Origin of the sequence: Methylobacterium sp. 17Sr1-1, assembly GCF_003173775.1 — a bacterium.
Taxonomy (GTDB): domain Bacteria; phylum Pseudomonadota; class Alphaproteobacteria; order Rhizobiales; family Beijerinckiaceae; genus Methylobacterium.
The window spans coordinates 1,821,363-1,835,902 of record NZ_CP029552.1; the positions used below are offsets into that span (position 1 = coordinate 1,821,363).

Sequence of the window (14,540 nt, forward strand, 5' to 3'; positions counted from 1 at the left end):
TCGTTAACGAACGAACGCGACGGCGTTAATGCTTGGCCTGCGGCCGCACCGTGTAGGTGCCGCCGCGGATCCGCTCGGGAAAGCCCTCGGCGTAGCGGGCGGTGGCCTCCTCGCCGTAGGTCTGGACCAGCTCCTGGAAGGCCGCGAACAGGGCGGCCTGGGCCATGCAGTCGCCGTCGATCCCGTCCAGGCAACCTTCCGCGAAGGCCTCCGAGACGTAGCTCAGGGCGGCGCGCTTCGCGTCCTGATCGGACTCGAGCGCGGGGTGGTGGTCGTGGGTTTCGAATTCGGTCATCGACAGCCTTGAGATCGGGTCTCTGGTGAGAACGGCGGTCTCGGATCCGCAGCGGCCTCGTGTGATGCCCCGATTCATAGGCCCTCGCCCGGCGGCGGGCCAGCAAGGAATTGCGAAGAGGTTAACGGCGCCACGAGAATGCCTCCCTCTTCGACACGGACGCCACAGCGTGGCGCGCGTGCAACAGAGGGCCGGTCAGCCGCCGAAACGCCCGGCCAGCGCCACCGACAGGCGCTCACCCTCCGCGATGTAGCGGGTCGCGGCCTCGACCGCCGAGGGGGTGCAGACCCGGTAGGTCACTGCGTAGCCGCCATAGCCGCGGTTATAGGCTCCGGCGAGGCGGTCGCGCCGGCCCTGGCTGGTGCCTTCGGCATCGAGCAGGGATTTCATCCGGGCGGGCCATTCCGACGCGTCCGGGTTGCCGCACAATTCGCGCAGGAAGCTCAGCGCCCCGATGATCTCCGACAGGCGCAGGAGGTCGCGGTCGTAGGGCGCCGGCGTCTCGGCCGGCGGGGGAGGGGCGGGGGCCTCCTTCTCGGGCGGCTTGGGCGCGGGCTTCGGCCGGGTCTGGGCGAAGGCGGGGGCCGCCGCGAGGAGGCAGGCGGCAGCCAGGATGACGGCGTGCCTCATCTCTCGTCTCCGATCGCCGCGAGCGCCTGGGCGATTACCCCGTGCAGCCCCCGCGTGGTCGGCAGGTCGCGCGACTCGTCGGGCGTCACCCAGCGTAAGGAGAGGGCCTCCGGCCCGGTCGCCGGCTCGCCGGAGCGCCAGCGCGCCGCGTGGGGGTGGATCACGAAGTGGAACATCACCGTGCCGTCGGCGTCGCGCTCGATCACCTCGAGGGGATCGAGGTAGGCCACCACCTCGGCCACCACCCCGACCTCCTCGTGCAGCTCGCGCAGGGCCGCCTCGGCCAGGGTCTCGCCGACCTCCACCTGTCCGCCCGGCAGGGTGTAGATCCCGCGCATCGGCGCCTGGCCGCGGGCGGCGAGCAGCACCCGGCCGTCACGCACCACCGCCGCGGAGGCGGCGATGAAGGGACGCAGCGGATAGCGGCGGCGCCAGGCCGGATCCTCGGCATCCGCGCTCAAGGCCGCGCATCCCCGTCCTGCACCACGGCGAGCCGCCCGTCGGAGAGGGCTACCACGATCCGGTTGCCGAGCACCGCGAGGCCGGGCCCGACCGGCGCCGGCAGGGTCGCCCGCGCCCGCTCGGACAGGTCCTTGAGGGAGAGATAGGCGAGGGCGGCGCGGTCGCGGGTCGCCACCACCAGCTCGCCCCCGAGGGCGGCACCGGGGGCAGCGAATCCTTTGGCACCCTGCGCCCGCCGGGCCGGTTTCCCGCCGGCGAGGCTCCAGTGCTCGAGCCGGCCCTCCTCGCCGCGCACCAGCACGGCGGCGGGCGGCTGGCCCGGCAGGTCGGCCGCGAGGGCGAGGGAGCCCGGCTCCGGCGGGGTCTCGGCGCGCACCCGCCAGCTCCCGTCCTGGCGCCCGATCAGCGCGAGGCCGGTGCCCTCCGGATGCTCGCCGAGGGCGAGCAGGTGGAGCGACCCGTCGATCTCGACCGGGCGCAGGGTATCGGCGGAAAAGACCGCGCCGGCCCCCGGCGGCACCGTCGCGGTCGCCACCGGCACGGGCTTCGGGTCGGCGCTCATCGTCACCTTCTGGCGCTCGCGCACGGTCACGCCGGCGGCGCCCGGGCGTCCGTCCGGGGCCCGGCTCGGGCCCGACAGGTAGGCGCTGACCGGACCGGCCAGCACCCGGCGGGTGCCCGGCAGCGCGCCCTTCGGCGTCTCGCCGGCGGTCAGGCCCTCGACCGCGTCGAGGGGCAGCGGCACGACCGCGACCGTGTCGCCCGACAGGGTGAGGACCGCCGCACCATTCTCGCCCCACACCACCGCGACCGGACCGGCCTTGCGCGGCAGCTGCGGCAGCCCGGCGGTGGTGACGGCGAGCGCCGCCTCGCTGCCCGCGTCGCGCAGCTGCGTCACCCGGAACGGAAGGTCGAGGAGGCTGACCCGCGGCTCGGCGGCGGCGGGCGCGACCGGCAGCAGCAGAGCGAGAGCGGCAGGGAGCAGGAGAGCGAGCGCCCGCCGCTCAGACATGCTGGCCGCCGTTGATGTGCAATTCGGCGCCGTTCACGTAGGACGAGGCCTCGGTGCACAGGAAGTAGATCGCCTTGGCGACCTCGTCGGGCGTGCCGAGTCGCCGCTGCGGGATCTGCGCCACCAGCTTGTCGGTGCCCGGCGACAGGATCGAGGTGTCGATCTCGCCCGGCGAGATCGCGTTCACCCGCACGCCGAGAGGCCCGAAATCCGAGGCCATCTCGCGGGTCAGGCCGGCGAGCGCCGCCTTCGAGGTGGCGTAGGCCGCCCCCGCGAAGGGATGGACGCGCGACCCCGCGATCGACGTCACGTTGACGATGGAGCCGCGCGCCCGGGTCAGCTCCTCGCACAGGCCGCGGGCGAGCAGGATGGGGGCGAAGAAATTCACCTGGAACACCCGCGTCCAGTCGGAGAACGGGGTGTCGATCGAGCCCAGCCGCGCGCCGCCGGCCCCCTTCGGCGAGATGCCGGCATTGTTGACGAGCGCGTGCAGCAGCCCGCCCTCGGCCTCGAGCCGCCCGGCCACTTCCTTGACGGCGCGGACCGTGTCCTCCGGGTCGGCGAGGTCGACCTGGAGATGGTCCTCCGGCCCCATCTCCCACGGGCAGTTCTCCGGGAAGGGGTGGCGCGAGCAGGTGATGACGCGCCAGCCCGCCGCCGAGAAGCGCTTGACGGTGGCGTGGCCGATGCCCCGGCTCGCGCCGGTGAGCAGCATCACGCGGCGGCGTTCGTTCGACGGTTGGGCCACGGCCGTTCCTCGGGATATCCGGTGCGGGGCGCTTAAGCGGTGTGCTGGCGCGGCGCGAAGAGCCCCAGGGTAGGGCTCCGGGGCCCGGAAATCCAGGGCTCGCCGCGCCGCAGCAAAGCTTGCCCGTCAGGGCAGGCTTGCCTCTCAGGGATAGAGGCGGTTGCTCTGCCAGCCCTCGCCCTGGCGGGTGAAGCGCACCCGGTCGTGCAGGCGGTAGGCGCCGTCCTGCCAGAACTCCATCGTCACCGGTGCGATGCGGTAGCCGGTCCAGTGGGGCGGCCGCGCCACGGTCTCGCCGGGAAAGCGCGCGGCCACCTCCTCCACCGCCCGCATCAGGGTCTCGCGGCTGTCGAGGGGCTGCGACTGCCGGCTCGCCCAGGCGCCGAGGCGGCTGTCGCGGGCGCGGGTGGCGAAGTAGGCGTCGGCTTCCGCATCCTCGACCTTCGTCACGGTCCCGCGGGCCCGGACCTGGCGGCGCAGGCTCTTCCAGTGCAGCACGAGGGCGGCGCGCGGGTTGTCCGCGAGCTCCAGCCCCTTCATCGACAGGGTGTTGGTGTAGAACACGAATCCGCGCTCGTCGGCGTCCTTCAGGAGCACGATGCGCACGTCCGGCAGGCCGTCGGCGCCGCAGGTGGCCAGCGCCATGGCGTTCGGATCCTCGGGCTCCGATGCCTGCGCGTCGGCAAACCATTGCCGGAACAGTCCCCAGGGATCCGGGTTCTGGGTGAAATCATCTTTCGTTAACCCGTCCACGGCATCGTCCTTACCCAAGTGGCATCAGGGCCCGACCGGCCCCGTGCCCGTGTGACAACCGGAACCGGGGGCGGGCCGGCGTCGCTCTCTCATGCGTCGCGGCGGGCCGTCCGGTCGTGAGAACAGGTGTAATGCGTCGCGGTGCGTGTAAAGTCGGTTCGGTGACGCTCGGGCTCGTCGTCGCGGCGAGCGCCTTGGGGAGCGTCCTGGCGATCGGCGGCTGCAGCCAGCCGCTCATCATGTTCACGCCGCAGGCGGACGTGGCGCCGCCGGAGCCGGAGAGCACCGGCAGCATCGAGCCTGCGGCCCCGAGAAGAGACCGGGATCTCAGCTTCGGCCCGGACCTCTCCGGCGAGGACTGGCGCCGCGCCAAGGCGGCGCTCTCCGTCGCCCTCGATCCGCAGGGCAACGGCCAGCCGGTGAAGTGGGATAACCCGGATTCGGGCATGCGCGGCATGGTCAACCCGACCGGGCTGCCCTTCGTCAAGAACGACGAGATCTGCCGCGGCTTCCTTGCCTCGGTGATCGGGCCGGGCCGCAACCGCTTCGTGCGCGGCACCGGGTGCCGGCCGTCGGGCGGCGCCTGGGAGCTGAAGAGCGTGAAGGCGACGACGAAGCCGGGGTGAGCCGCAGGAAATGGCGCTCCTGCGGGAAGTGACGTAACCTGACCTCTTCCTGCGCCGCCTGCGTTGCAATCCGGCAACACGGTTGCCAGATACGGCTCAACTCGTTTCACGAGAGCGGCGTCGCCCAGGCGGTCACGGACCCGGGCCGGTGCCGCTCGAATCGCCATCGGATCGCCATGCGCAACCCATACGATGTACTCGGCGTGAGCCGCTCGGCCGACGAGGCGGAAATCAAGAAGGCTTTCCGCAAGCTCGCCAAGGCCTACCACCCCGACCGCAACAAGAACGACACCAAGGCGCAGGATCGCTTCGCCGAGGTCAACCAGGCCTACGAGATCCTGGGCGACGCCAAGAAGCGCGAGCAGTTCGACCGCGGTGCCATCGACGGCGACGGCAAGCCCCGCTTCACCGGCTTCGAGGGCTTCGGCGGAGGCGGCGCCGGCCGCGGCGGTGGGGGATTCGACTTCGAGTCGATGGCCCGGGCCCGCGGCGGGGCCGGCGGCGCCGGCGGCTTCGGCGAGGACATCTTCTCGCACCTGTTCGGCGAGGCGTTCCGCTCCGCCGGCGGAGCCGGCCGCGCCGCGCCCCAGAAGGGCGAGGACGTCGCCGCCGAACTGACCGTCACCCTCGACCAGGTCGCCGGCGAGGCCAAGCTGCGCCTCAACCTGCCGAGCGGCCGCGAGGTCGACGTGGTCGTGCCCAAGGGCGTGGTCGACGGGCAGGTGATCCGCCTGCGCGGCCTCGGCTATCCGGGCGCCCACGGCGCCGAGCCGGGCGACGCGCTCCTGACCATCCGCTTCGCCGCCGATTCCCGATTCCAGATCGAGGGCTCGGATTTGCGCACCACCGCCGAGGTCCCGCTCGAGGACGCGGTTCTGGGCGGGCCGATCCGGATCCAGACCCTGACCGGCGCGGTCGAGATGAAGATCCCGCCGATGACCAGCTCCGGCCGGGTCTTCCGCCTGCGCGGCAAGGGCCTGCCGAAGAAGGACGGCACCCGCGGCGACCTGCTCGCCACCATCGCCGTCACCCTGCCGGCCAATGCGGACGAGGCCCTGACCGAGTTCGCCCGCAAGCGGCGGGCCGCCACTGCTGCGAGCTGAGCGGGGCGGGCGTCGGCGGCTTTACCGGAGCCGGCGCACTTCCGTCGCCCGCGGGCGTCGGTTAAGGAAACCGCTGGGGAGCCATGCACGGCCGGGTCCGACCGGCCGCCGTCGGCCTCCCGTGGCGGCTGTTCTTTGGGTGACTCATGGCTGACTCGAACCGGGCACAGGTACAGGATGGCGGGCAGCCCCGCACCGGGCTTCTCGCCGGCAAGCGCGGCCTCGTGCTCGGCGTCGCCAACAACCGCTCGATCGCCTGGGGCATCGCCAAGAGCGCGCACCAGCACGGTGCGGAGCTGGCTTTCACCTATCAGGGCGAGGCCTTGAAGAAGCGCGTCGAGCCCCTGGCCCGCGAGCTCGACGCGGCGGTCGTCGGCCATTGCGATGTCACCGATCCGGCCTCGATCGACGCGGTCTTCGAGGCCGCCGGCCGGCACTTCCCCGACGGGATCGACTTCGTCATCCACTGCATCGCCTTCTCGGACAAGGACGAGCTGACCGGCCGCTACATCGAGACCAGCGAGGCGAATTTCTCGAAGTCGCTGCTGATCTCCTGCTACTCGTTCACGGCGGTCGCCCAGCGCGCCGAGAAGCTGATGCCCAACGGCGGCTCGCTGCTCACGCTGACCTATTACGGCGCCGAAAAGTGGATGCCGCACTACAACGTGATGGGCGTCGCTAAGGCGGCCCTCGAAGCCTCGGTGCGCTACCTCGCAGCCGATCTCGGCCCGCAGAAGATCCGCGTCAACGCGATCTCGGCCGGCCCGATCAAGACGCTCGCCGCCTCCGGCATCGGCGACTTCCGCTACATACTGAAGTGGAACGAGTACAACGCCCCGCTGCGGCGGACGGTGACCATCGACGAGGTCGGCGAGACCGCCGCCTACCTGATCTCCGACATGTCCCGCGGCATGACCGGCGAGATCCTGCACGTGGACGCGGGCTACCATGTCGTCGGCATGAAGAATCCCGAGGCGCCGGACCTCAGCCTCGACAAGGAGTGAGTGCACCTCGCAGAACTCCCGTTCTCCGCCGGCGCTCGCCCTGGCGACGTCGGCGCAGCGGGAGTTTTGTGGGAGACGCTTCGGGTTCAGGGCTGGACCGGCGGGCCGTCAGGCCCAATGTGGGCGTCGCGTCGTCATGCGGAGCCCACCATGTCCACCCCCAGCGACTCTCGCCAGAAGATCGCCATGCTCACCGCCGGCGGCCTCGCCCCCTGCCTGTCGGCGGCGGTCGGCGGGCTGATCGCCCGCTACACCGACCTCTCGCCCGAGACCGAGATCATCGGCTATCGCAGCGGCTACAAGGGCCTGCTGCTCGGCGACCACCTCCCCGTCACCCCGGAGGTGCGGGCCAGGGCCGGGGTGCTCCTGCGCCACGGCGGCTCGCCGCTCGGCAACAGCCGGATCAAGCTCACCAACGTCCAGGATTGCGTGAAGCGCGGCCTCGTCAAGGAGGGCCAGGACCCGCTGAAGGTGGCGGCCGAGCAGCTCGCCCGCGACCGGGTCACGATCCTGCACACGATCGGCGGCGACGACACCAACACCACGGCGGCCGACCTCGCGGCCTATCTCGAGGCGAACGGCTACCACCTGACGGTGGTCGGGCTGCCGAAGACCATCGACAACGACGTGGTGCCGATCCGCCAGACGCTCGGCGCCTGGAGTGCGGCGGAGCAGGGCGCGCTCTTCGCCGAGAACATCGTCAACGAGCAGAGCGCCAACCCGCGCATGCTGATCGTCCACGAGATCATGGGCCGCAAGTGCGGCTGGCTCACCGCCGCGACGGCCAAGGCCTATCGCGAGCGCCTGGACCGCACGGCCTTCCTGCCGGAATTCGGCCTCGACCGGGCCCACAAGGAGGTGGACGCGGTCTACCTGCCGGAGATGCCCCTCGACATCGCGCGCGAGGCGGCGCGCCTGAAAGGCCGGCTCGACGCCAAGGACTGCGTCACGGTGTTCCTGAGCGAGGGCGCCGGCCTCGACGAGATCGTCGCCGAGATCGAGGGGCGCGGCGAGATTTTGGGCCGCGATCCGTTCGGCCACGTCAAGATCGATACGATCAATGTCGGCAAGTGGTTCGCCGACCGCTTCGCGCCGATGATCGGGGCGGAGAAGACCCTGGTGGTGAAGTCCGGCCATTTCTGCCGCTCGGCCGCGCCGAACGCGGACGACCTGCGGCTGATCCAGGGCATGGTCGACCTCGCGGTCGAGTGCGGTCTGAAGGGCGTCTCCGGGGTGATCGGCCACGACGAGGACCAGGGCGGCCGCCTGCGGGCGATCGAGTTTCCGCGCATCCGCGGGGGTAAGGCCTTCGATCCGACCGTGCCGTGGTTCACCGCGCTGCTGGATCAGATCGGCCAGGAGCGGGCGCACTGACGTCGGGATCGGCGAGGAGAACCGGCGCCGCCCCCTGCACCGGTTCTCTGTCACGCTGGCATTTGCACTCTAGGTGTTAATCACGATCCCGTCGCGTCAAGCGTCGGGACCGTGCTGCCGGCCTCCGCGACCGGGGCTCGGCGGAGGAAGGGCACGACGTTCCCGCCGGCCTCGACCGGCTCTGCCCCGGTCCGAACCTGCCGGTGTCCCGTCTCGAACGACATCCAGCGGACGATCTTGCCGTCCTGGTTCCGCATCAAGTGCCGGTCGACCCGCCTCCGCGCCCAACGGGGCACGCCATCGCCGAACTTCATCGGGCTTATCTCCCTGCTCGCCCACGACGCGATTGTTGTCGCTTTGTGAACGAAACAGGGGTGATCCCCCCTGTCATCACCCGTTTGGGTGAGACGTTGCCAACCTCAGGTTTTCAGGACGATGCAGGCGCCGCCGCTGCCGCGGATGCGGCCGCACAGGGCCTCGGCGCTGGCGCGGGTCTCGGAGGGCACGCGGATGCGGTAGAAGGCCCGCGTGCCGCGGTGGCGCAGCCGCGTGCCGATGATCATCGGGCGCACGTCGCCGAGGATCGCGGCGTAGCGGTCGCGGGCGCGGCCGAAGCTCGCCAGCGCGATCGCCTTCGAGAAGTTGCCGGCGAGCTGGACGCCCCAGGGCGCCAGTACCGCCGCGGCCTCGGCGAAGAAGGTCTCGGTGCGGCCGCGGATGCGCAAGGACGCGGTGACCTGCAGGCAGCGTGTGCCCTCGGGCTCGGAGAGGTCGCTCTTGACGTCTCCCTTCGTGTCTCCCTTGGCAGCGGCGGCCCAGTCCTCGGCGCTGCGCCCGGTGATCGCCGAGACGTAGGCCCGGGTCTCGGCCGGCAGGCCGCCGGTGCCGGCGAGCCAGGCCGAGACGCGGCCGGGCCCGCCGTTGTAGGCCGCCGCCGCGAGGCCGAGATTGCCGAAGCGCCCGCGCAGGTCGATCAGGAACCGCGCCGCCGCCGGGATCGCCTGCTCGGGATCGAACGGATCGAGGAGGCCGCGCTCCTGCGCCGTGCCGGGCATGAACTGGGCTACCCCCTGGGCGCCGGCGCGGCTGACCACGCCGGGCCGGAAGCTGCTCTCGCGCCAGATCAGCCGGGTCAGGAAGGCCACCGGGAGCCCCTTGGACTTGGCCGCCCCCTCGATCAGCCGGCACAGGGCCTGCTCCACCGTCTCCTCCTTGCTCTCGGCGGCGGCAGCGGCCGGCGCGGGGGCCGCCGGGGCGGCCAGCGCCGGGGAGGCGAGAGCCAGGGCGAGGAGGAGGAGGGCGATGCGGGTCACGGGTGCAGCTTTACCGCGATTCGTTGAACGATTCGGCAAGGTGCGATCGTCGCAGCGGGCGTTTCGCGGGCCCGCGCCGCGCGAGGCCCTGGCGCCGGGGGGCCCGGGGCGCCATCTAGCGGTCGATGTCCTCGCCGCTCCTGTTCGACTCCGCCCTGATCCGCAAGCGCCTCGCCCGCGCCCGCCGCGCCGGCTTCGCCGATTTCCTGGTCGCGCGGGCGGTCGACGACCTGTCGGACCGCCTCGGCGCGGTGCTGCGGGAGTTTCCCCAGGCTCTCGACCTCGCCACCCCGGTGCCGGCGGCGGCGGACTGGCTCCGGGCCAGCGGCCGGGCCGGTGCCGTCACGCGCCTCGCCCCCACCCTCGAGCCGGGCAGCCCCGGCGTCGCGGTCGGCGATCCGGAAGCGCTGCCCTTCGCCGACCGCAGCTTCGACCTCGCGGTGTCCCTGCTCGCGCTCCAGCACGCCAACGACCTGCCGGGCGCGCTCGTCCAGGTCCGCCGGGCGTTGAGGCCCGACGGCCTGTTCGTCGGCTGCCTGCTCGGCGGCCGCACGCTGACCGAGCTGCGCCAGGTGCTCACCCAGGCTGAGAGCGAGGTCGAGGGCGGGGTGAGCCCGCGGGTCGCCCCTTTCGCGGAGGTGCGCGACCTCGGCGGCCTGCTCCAGCGCGCCGGCTTCGCCCTGCCGGTCACCGACGTCGAGACCGTGACGGTGCGCTACGGCGATCCGTTCGGGCTGATGCGCGACCTGCGCGCCATGGGGCTCACCAACGCCCTGCGGGAGCGCCGGGGCACGCTGCGCCGCGCGACCCTGATGCGGGCCGCCCAGCTCTACGCCGAGCGCTTCGCCGATCCGGACGGGCGCCTGCGCACGACCTTCGAGCTGATCTGGCTCTCGGGCTGGGTGCCGCACGAGAGCCAGCAGAAGCCGCTGCGGCCGGGCAGCGCCCAGGCGCGGCTGGCCGATGCCCTCGGCACCGTCGAACGCAAGGAGCCGTCATGACCGACATCACCATCACGCCGAACCCGCACCGCATCCGCGTGATGCTCGGCGGCACGATCGTCGCCGAGACCACCCGGGCCCTCACCCTGCGCGAGGGCAGCCTGCCGCCGGTCCTGTACGTCCCGCGCGAGGATGCCGAGATGGACCTCCTCGCGCGCACCGAGCACCGCACGCACTGCCCGCACAAGGGCGACGCGAGCTACTACTCGCTCACCGCCGGCGGGGTCGAGCGGGCGAACGCGGTCTGGAGCTACGAGGCGCCGTTCCCCAAGGTGGCGGCGATCAAGGATCACCTCGCGTTCTACCCGAACAAGGTCGACGCGATCGAGGAGTTCAAGGATTGACGATCGTCGGGTGAAATCTGTTCGATGATCTGACACCCTCGATGTCATCCCGGGCTCCACTGCGCGGCCCCGGGATGACGCGGAGGGGTTCAGGTATCATGAGGCGATCGATGATCCTCCGATCTGGATCGAACATCTCCTCACGGCCCCAACAAATCGACGATCGCCGGCAGCAGCGGCAGGTCGGCCGGGGGCATCGGATAGCTCGCAAGGTCGCGCGGGCGGACCCATTTGAGCGCCTGCCCCTCCCGCGACTGCACGAACCCCTCCCAGCGCCGGCAGACATAGAGCGGCATCAGGAGGTGGAAGGTCTCATAAGCGTGGCTGGCGAAGCTGAGCGGCGCCAGGCAATCGGCCTTGACCGCGATGCCGAGTTCTTCGGCCAGCTCGCGGATCAGCGTCTCCTCCGGGCGCTCGCCGGGCTCGATCTTGCCGCCCGGGAATTCCCACAGGCCGGCGAGCTGCTTGCCGGGCGGGCGCTGCGCCAGCAGCACGCGTCCGTCCGGATCGACGAGGGCGACCGCTACCACGAGGAGAAGCTTGAGGGGATCTGCCATGGGGGGACGGCTCGCCTGACAAGGGGGGAGGCGGCGCCCGTCAGGGCGCGACCTGATAGGTGACCTCGACGGCGGCCTCGACCGTCAGGGTGCCGGGCTCGACCGGGACGGCGAGGCCGCCGGGCGCGGCCTTCGCGAAGGTGCGGGCATGCATCGGCGCCGGTGCGCCCTCCCGCGGCGGCGAGACGAGGCTCTCGAGGCGCCCGAGGCGGGTGCCCGCCGCCTCCGCCAGGATCTCGGCCTGGCGCTTGCCATCCCGCACCGCCTCCGCCCGGACGGCATTCTCCGTCTGGCCGGGATCCGACAGGCCGAAGGCGACGCCGCCGATCCGATCGGCCCCGCCGTCGAGCAGGCGCCGAATCAGGGCGCCGAGGCGCTTGAGGTCGCGCACCCGCACCGAGACGGCGTTGCTGGCCTGGTAGCCGTCGGGCACGTCCCGCATCTGTCCGCCGGGCTCGCGCACCGTTTTGCTGGCCGGGCGCAGGGACACGGCGGCGGTGGCGAGGTCGGGGCCCGCGATGCCGAACTCGCCGGCGAGCTCCGCCACCTTGCGGGCGGCGGCCGAGGTCTGGTCGAGAGCCGCAGCCGGGGTCTGGCCGCGGCTCTCCACGGCGATCTCCACCGTGGCGAAGTCCGGCGCCACCTCCCGGCTCGCCCGGCCGATCACGCTGATCCGGCCGGGCGCGTCTTCGGCCAGAGCGGGCCCCGCGAGACCGAGCGCCAGCAGCAGTACGGCCGCCCTCACGAGCGGTAATCCCCGTTGATCTCGACGTAGGCCTTCGTGAGGTCGCAGGTCCAGACCCTGGCGGTGCCGGCGCCGAGGCCGAGATCGACCCGGATCGTCACCGCGTCGCCGCGCATCGCGGCCGAGGCCGCCTCCTCGTCGTAGCCGGCGTCGCGGGCGCCTTCGACGGCGACGCGCACGTCGCCGAACCAGATCGCCAGCCGGTCGCGGTCGGCCGGCTCGCCGGCCTTGCCGACCGCCATCACCACGCGGCCCCAATTGGCGTCCTCGCCCGCTACCGCGGTCTTCACCAGCGGCGAGTTGGCGATCGACATCGCGATCCGGTGGGCGGAGGCGTCGCTGGTGGCGCCGCCCACCTCGACGGTGACGAACTTGCGCGCGCCCTCGCCGTCGCGGGCGACCAGCTGGGCGAGCTCGACCAGGAGGTCGTCGAGAGCTCGCGCGAACTCGGCGAGCGCCGGATCCTCCGCGGAGGCGACCGGGGCGTTGCCGGCCTTGGCGGTGGCGAACAGCATCAGGGTGTCGGAGGTCGAGGTGTCGCCGTCGACCGTGCAGCAATTGAAGCTCTTCGCCACGCCGCGGGTGAGCAGCGCCTGCAGCACCTCCGCCGGCAGGTCGGCATCGGTGAACACGAAGGACAGCATCGTCGCCATGTCGGGGGCGATCATGCCGGCGCCCTTGGCGATGCCGTTGATCGTCACCTCGGTGCCGCCGAGCCGCACCCGGCGGGTGGCGAGCTTCGGGAAGGTGTCGGTGGTCATGATCGCGCTGGCGGCTTCGGTCCAGCGCTCGGCGCCGGGGCCGGTGCGGCCGGCGCAATCGGCCAGCACGCCGTCGAACTTGGTGGCGTCGAGGGGCTCGCCGATCACGCCGGTCGAAGCGATGAAGACCTCGGACGGCGCGCAGCCCGCCGCCTTGCCGGCGATCTCGGCGGTGAGGCGCACCGATTCGCGGCCCTTGAGGCCCGTGAAGGCGTTGGCGTTGCCGGAATTGACCACCAGCGCCCGGGCGGACTTTTCGCCGCGCAGGGTCTCGCGGCACCAGTCGACGGCCGCCGACGGGCATTTCGAGCGGGTGAACACGCCCGCAGCCCGGGTGCCGGGATCGAGCAGGACCAGCAGCACGTCGGTGCGGCCGCGGTAGCGGATCCCGGCCTGCGCGGTGGCGAGGCGCACGCCCGCGATCGGCGGCAGGGCGGGCTGGTGCTTGGGCGCGAGCGGCGAGACGGGGTGAGACATGCGAGACTCCGGTCCGCCGACGCCTCGTCGTCCGCGTCGGCGCGGCGGTGTTGCCCCGCCGGGGCGCCCTGCGTCAACCGGGCCCGAGCCGGTTCACGGCATCGGTTGTGTTTCCGGTTGTGCATGTTCGGGTTGAGAAGTCGGCTCCAGGGACGGTGCGTCGACCGCACAGAGGCGATGGGCGCTTGGAAAAATGTTTTCGCCAGGGAGTTGACGCAGGGGCGGGGACGGAGCTTCCTTATCTAGAGTTGCAGATTAATATCTAGAGGGTCAGGCACGGAACGCGCGCTCGCCCGTCCCCGTCCGCCGCCCGGAGGTTCCCGTTTGGCCCACCCGCAAGTCCTTCGCGACATGGCGCTCTTCGTCGAGGTTGCGAAACGGAAGAGCTTCAGCCAGGCGGCTGTCGCGCTCGACGTGCCGATCTCCTCCCTCTCCCGGCGCATCACCCAGTTCGAGACCTCGATCGGCCTGCGCCTGCTCGATCGCACCACCCGCAAGCTGGTGCTGACGCCGCATGGCGAGGCCTATTACGAGCAGGCGACGCGCCTGGTGGAGGAGGCGCAGCGCACCTTCGACGAGCTGATCGCCCAGGCGAAGGGGCCGAGCGGCCTCCTCAAGATCGCGGCGCCGCCCGACCCGTGGGTGCTGCACCACCTCTCGGTCGTCGCGCGGGAATATGCCCTGCGCTACGCCCAGGTGCGGGTGCATCTCGATCTCTGGCCCCATCTCGTCGACCTCGCCCAGGACGGCTACGACCTCGCCCTCGCCGTCGGGGCGCCGCGGGAGACCTCGATGATCACCCGCAAGGTGGCGCAGCTCGAGAACGGCCTGTTCGCCGCGCCCGGCTACCTCGACCGGGCCGGGCGACCCGGGAATCCGGCCGATCTCGCACGGCATCAGGCGGTCATGGTCGGCCCGCCCTCCGCGTCGAGCGCCTCGGGGTCGGGCGCGTCTGCGTCGGGTATCTGGCCGCTCGAACGGGAGGGGGAGACCGTGTCGGCATCGGTGGGCCGCGCGGTCTCCAGCAACAGCCAGGCCATGGCCCGGCGCCTGGCCCTCGCGGAGCACGGTATCGGCCTCCTCCAGGTGATCGACGTCGAGCAGGACGTGGAGGCCGGCCGCCTGGAGCGGGTGCTGGCCGAGTGGCACGGCCCGCCGAGCCCGATCTACCTCGTCACGACCTCGCGGCTGCTGCCGGCCAAGACCCGCAGCTTCATCGCCTTCGCGTCGCGCCGGCTCGCGGAGCAACTGGCGCCCCGCGGCGTCACCCTCGACGAGGCCGAACTCACCGCCCTCTACGACCTGCAGGAGGCGTGACGCGACCGGCTCGACCGT

The 14,540-nt window shown here is 72.0% G+C and carries 18 protein-coding genes; 7 read left to right on the forward strand and 11 right to left on the reverse strand.

Translation table 11 applies throughout. The features are described from left to right. Positions 1–25: 25 nt before the first annotated feature. The 6 genes from DK412_RS08165 to pdxH form a co-directional block, all read right to left on the reverse strand. The gene (locus DK412_RS08165; RefSeq protein WP_109971544.1) at positions 26–295 is read right to left on the reverse strand and encodes a hypothetical protein; all 270 of its coding nucleotides are present in this window, start codon (positions 293–295) and stop codon (positions 26–28) included. 195 nt (positions 296–490) lie between these two features. Further along, entirely contained in the window at positions 491–925 is a 435-nt protein-coding gene (locus DK412_RS08170) for a TIGR02301 family protein (RefSeq protein ID WP_109971545.1), read from the reverse strand. Then, positions 922–1,386, reverse strand: coding sequence for an NUDIX hydrolase (locus DK412_RS08175; protein ID WP_109971546.1), 465 nt, complete (start codon positions 1,384–1,386; stop codon positions 922–924). Before DK412_RS08175 ends, DK412_RS08170 begins: the two co-directional genes overlap by 4 nt. After that, the gene (locus DK412_RS08180; RefSeq protein ID WP_109971547.1) at positions 1,383–2,399 is read right to left on the reverse strand and encodes a hypothetical protein; all 1,017 of its coding nucleotides are present in this window, start codon (positions 2,397–2,399) and stop codon (positions 1,383–1,385) included. Before DK412_RS08180 ends, DK412_RS08175 begins: the two co-directional genes overlap by 4 nt. Then, positions 2,392–3,114, reverse strand: coding sequence for an SDR family oxidoreductase (locus tag DK412_RS08185; RefSeq protein WP_109975138.1), 723 nt, complete (start codon positions 3,112–3,114; stop codon positions 2,392–2,394). The genes DK412_RS08180 and DK412_RS08185 overlap by 8 nt, the downstream gene beginning before the upstream one ends. Positions 3,115–3,291: 177 nt before the next feature. After that, a complete protein-coding gene (gene pdxH, locus DK412_RS08190) occupies positions 3,292–3,900 on the reverse strand; it encodes a pyridoxamine 5'-phosphate oxidase (RefSeq protein WP_109971548.1) in 609 nt (202 codons plus the stop codon). A gap of 131 nt (positions 3,901–4,031) precedes the next feature. Between pdxH and DK412_RS08195 the strand changes: the two genes are divergently transcribed. The 4 genes from DK412_RS08195 (at position 4,032) to DK412_RS08210 (ending at position 8,007) form a co-directional block, all read left to right on the forward strand. Next, positions 4,032–4,526, forward strand: a complete 495-nt coding sequence (locus tag DK412_RS08195) for an RT0821/Lpp0805 family surface protein (protein WP_109971549.1) — start codon at positions 4,032–4,034, stop codon at positions 4,524–4,526. 176 nt (positions 4,527–4,702) lie between these two features. Beyond that, entirely contained in the window at positions 4,703–5,629 is a 927-nt protein-coding gene (locus tag DK412_RS08200) for a DnaJ C-terminal domain-containing protein (RefSeq protein WP_109971550.1), read from the forward strand. Between the two features lie 146 nt (positions 5,630–5,775). Next, positions 5,776–6,633, forward strand: a complete 858-nt coding sequence (gene fabI, locus DK412_RS08205) for an enoyl-ACP reductase FabI (protein ID WP_109971551.1) — start codon at positions 5,776–5,778, stop codon at positions 6,631–6,633. A 150-nt stretch (positions 6,634–6,783) separates the two neighbouring features. Beyond that, positions 6,784–8,007 carry a pyrophosphate--fructose-6-phosphate 1-phosphotransferase gene (locus DK412_RS08210; protein WP_109971552.1) on the forward strand — a complete coding sequence of 408 codons (1,224 nt, stop codon included), beginning with the start codon at positions 6,784–6,786 and terminating at the stop codon, positions 8,005–8,007. Positions 8,008–8,087: 80 nt separating this feature from the next. Here the strand turns inward: DK412_RS08210 and DK412_RS08215 are convergent, their stop codons facing one another. Then, entirely contained in the window at positions 8,088–8,321 is a 234-nt protein-coding gene (locus DK412_RS08215; RefSeq protein ID WP_109971553.1) for a hypothetical protein, read from the reverse strand. Positions 8,322–8,426: 105 nt separating this feature from the next. Then, complete coding sequence (locus DK412_RS08220; protein WP_109971554.1) at positions 8,427–9,320, reverse strand: lytic transglycosylase domain-containing protein; 894 nt, start codon at positions 9,318–9,320, stop codon at positions 8,427–8,429. Positions 9,321–9,445: 125 nt separating this feature from the next. Between DK412_RS08220 and DK412_RS08225 the strand changes: the two genes are divergently transcribed. Further along, positions 9,446–10,321 carry a methyltransferase domain-containing protein gene (locus DK412_RS08225; protein WP_109971555.1) on the forward strand — a complete coding sequence of 292 codons (876 nt, stop codon included), beginning with the start codon at positions 9,446–9,448 and terminating at the stop codon, positions 10,319–10,321. Continuing rightward, entirely contained in the window at positions 10,318–10,665 is a 348-nt protein-coding gene (locus DK412_RS08230; protein WP_109971556.1) for a DUF427 domain-containing protein, read from the forward strand. The genes DK412_RS08225 and DK412_RS08230 overlap by 4 nt, the downstream gene beginning before the upstream one ends. Positions 10,666–10,805: 140 nt before the next feature. Here DK412_RS08230 and DK412_RS08235 read toward each other — a convergent pair whose 3' ends face one another. Genes DK412_RS08235 through argJ form a run of 3 tightly spaced genes read right to left on the reverse strand, consistent with a single transcriptional unit; the run spans position 10,806 to position 13,205 of the window. Next, positions 10,806–11,222, reverse strand: coding sequence for a (deoxy)nucleoside triphosphate pyrophosphohydrolase (locus DK412_RS08235; RefSeq protein WP_109971557.1), 417 nt, complete (start codon positions 11,220–11,222; stop codon positions 10,806–10,808). 40 nt (positions 11,223–11,262) lie between these two features. Next, positions 11,263–11,967, reverse strand: coding sequence for an SIMPL domain-containing protein (locus tag DK412_RS08240; protein WP_109971558.1), 705 nt, complete (start codon positions 11,965–11,967; stop codon positions 11,263–11,265). Beyond that, a complete protein-coding gene (gene argJ / locus DK412_RS08245) occupies positions 11,964–13,205 on the reverse strand; it encodes a bifunctional glutamate N-acetyltransferase/amino-acid acetyltransferase ArgJ (RefSeq protein WP_109971559.1) in 1,242 nt (413 codons plus the stop codon). The genes DK412_RS08240 and argJ overlap by 4 nt, the downstream gene beginning before the upstream one ends. A 324-nt stretch (positions 13,206–13,529) precedes the next feature. Between argJ and DK412_RS08250 the strand changes: the two genes are divergently transcribed. After that, positions 13,530–14,522 (forward strand): LysR family transcriptional regulator, encoded by a 993-nt coding sequence (locus DK412_RS08250; RefSeq protein ID WP_109971560.1) that lies wholly within the window; start codon positions 13,530–13,532, stop codon positions 14,520–14,522. Positions 14,523–14,540: the final 18 nt, after the last annotated feature.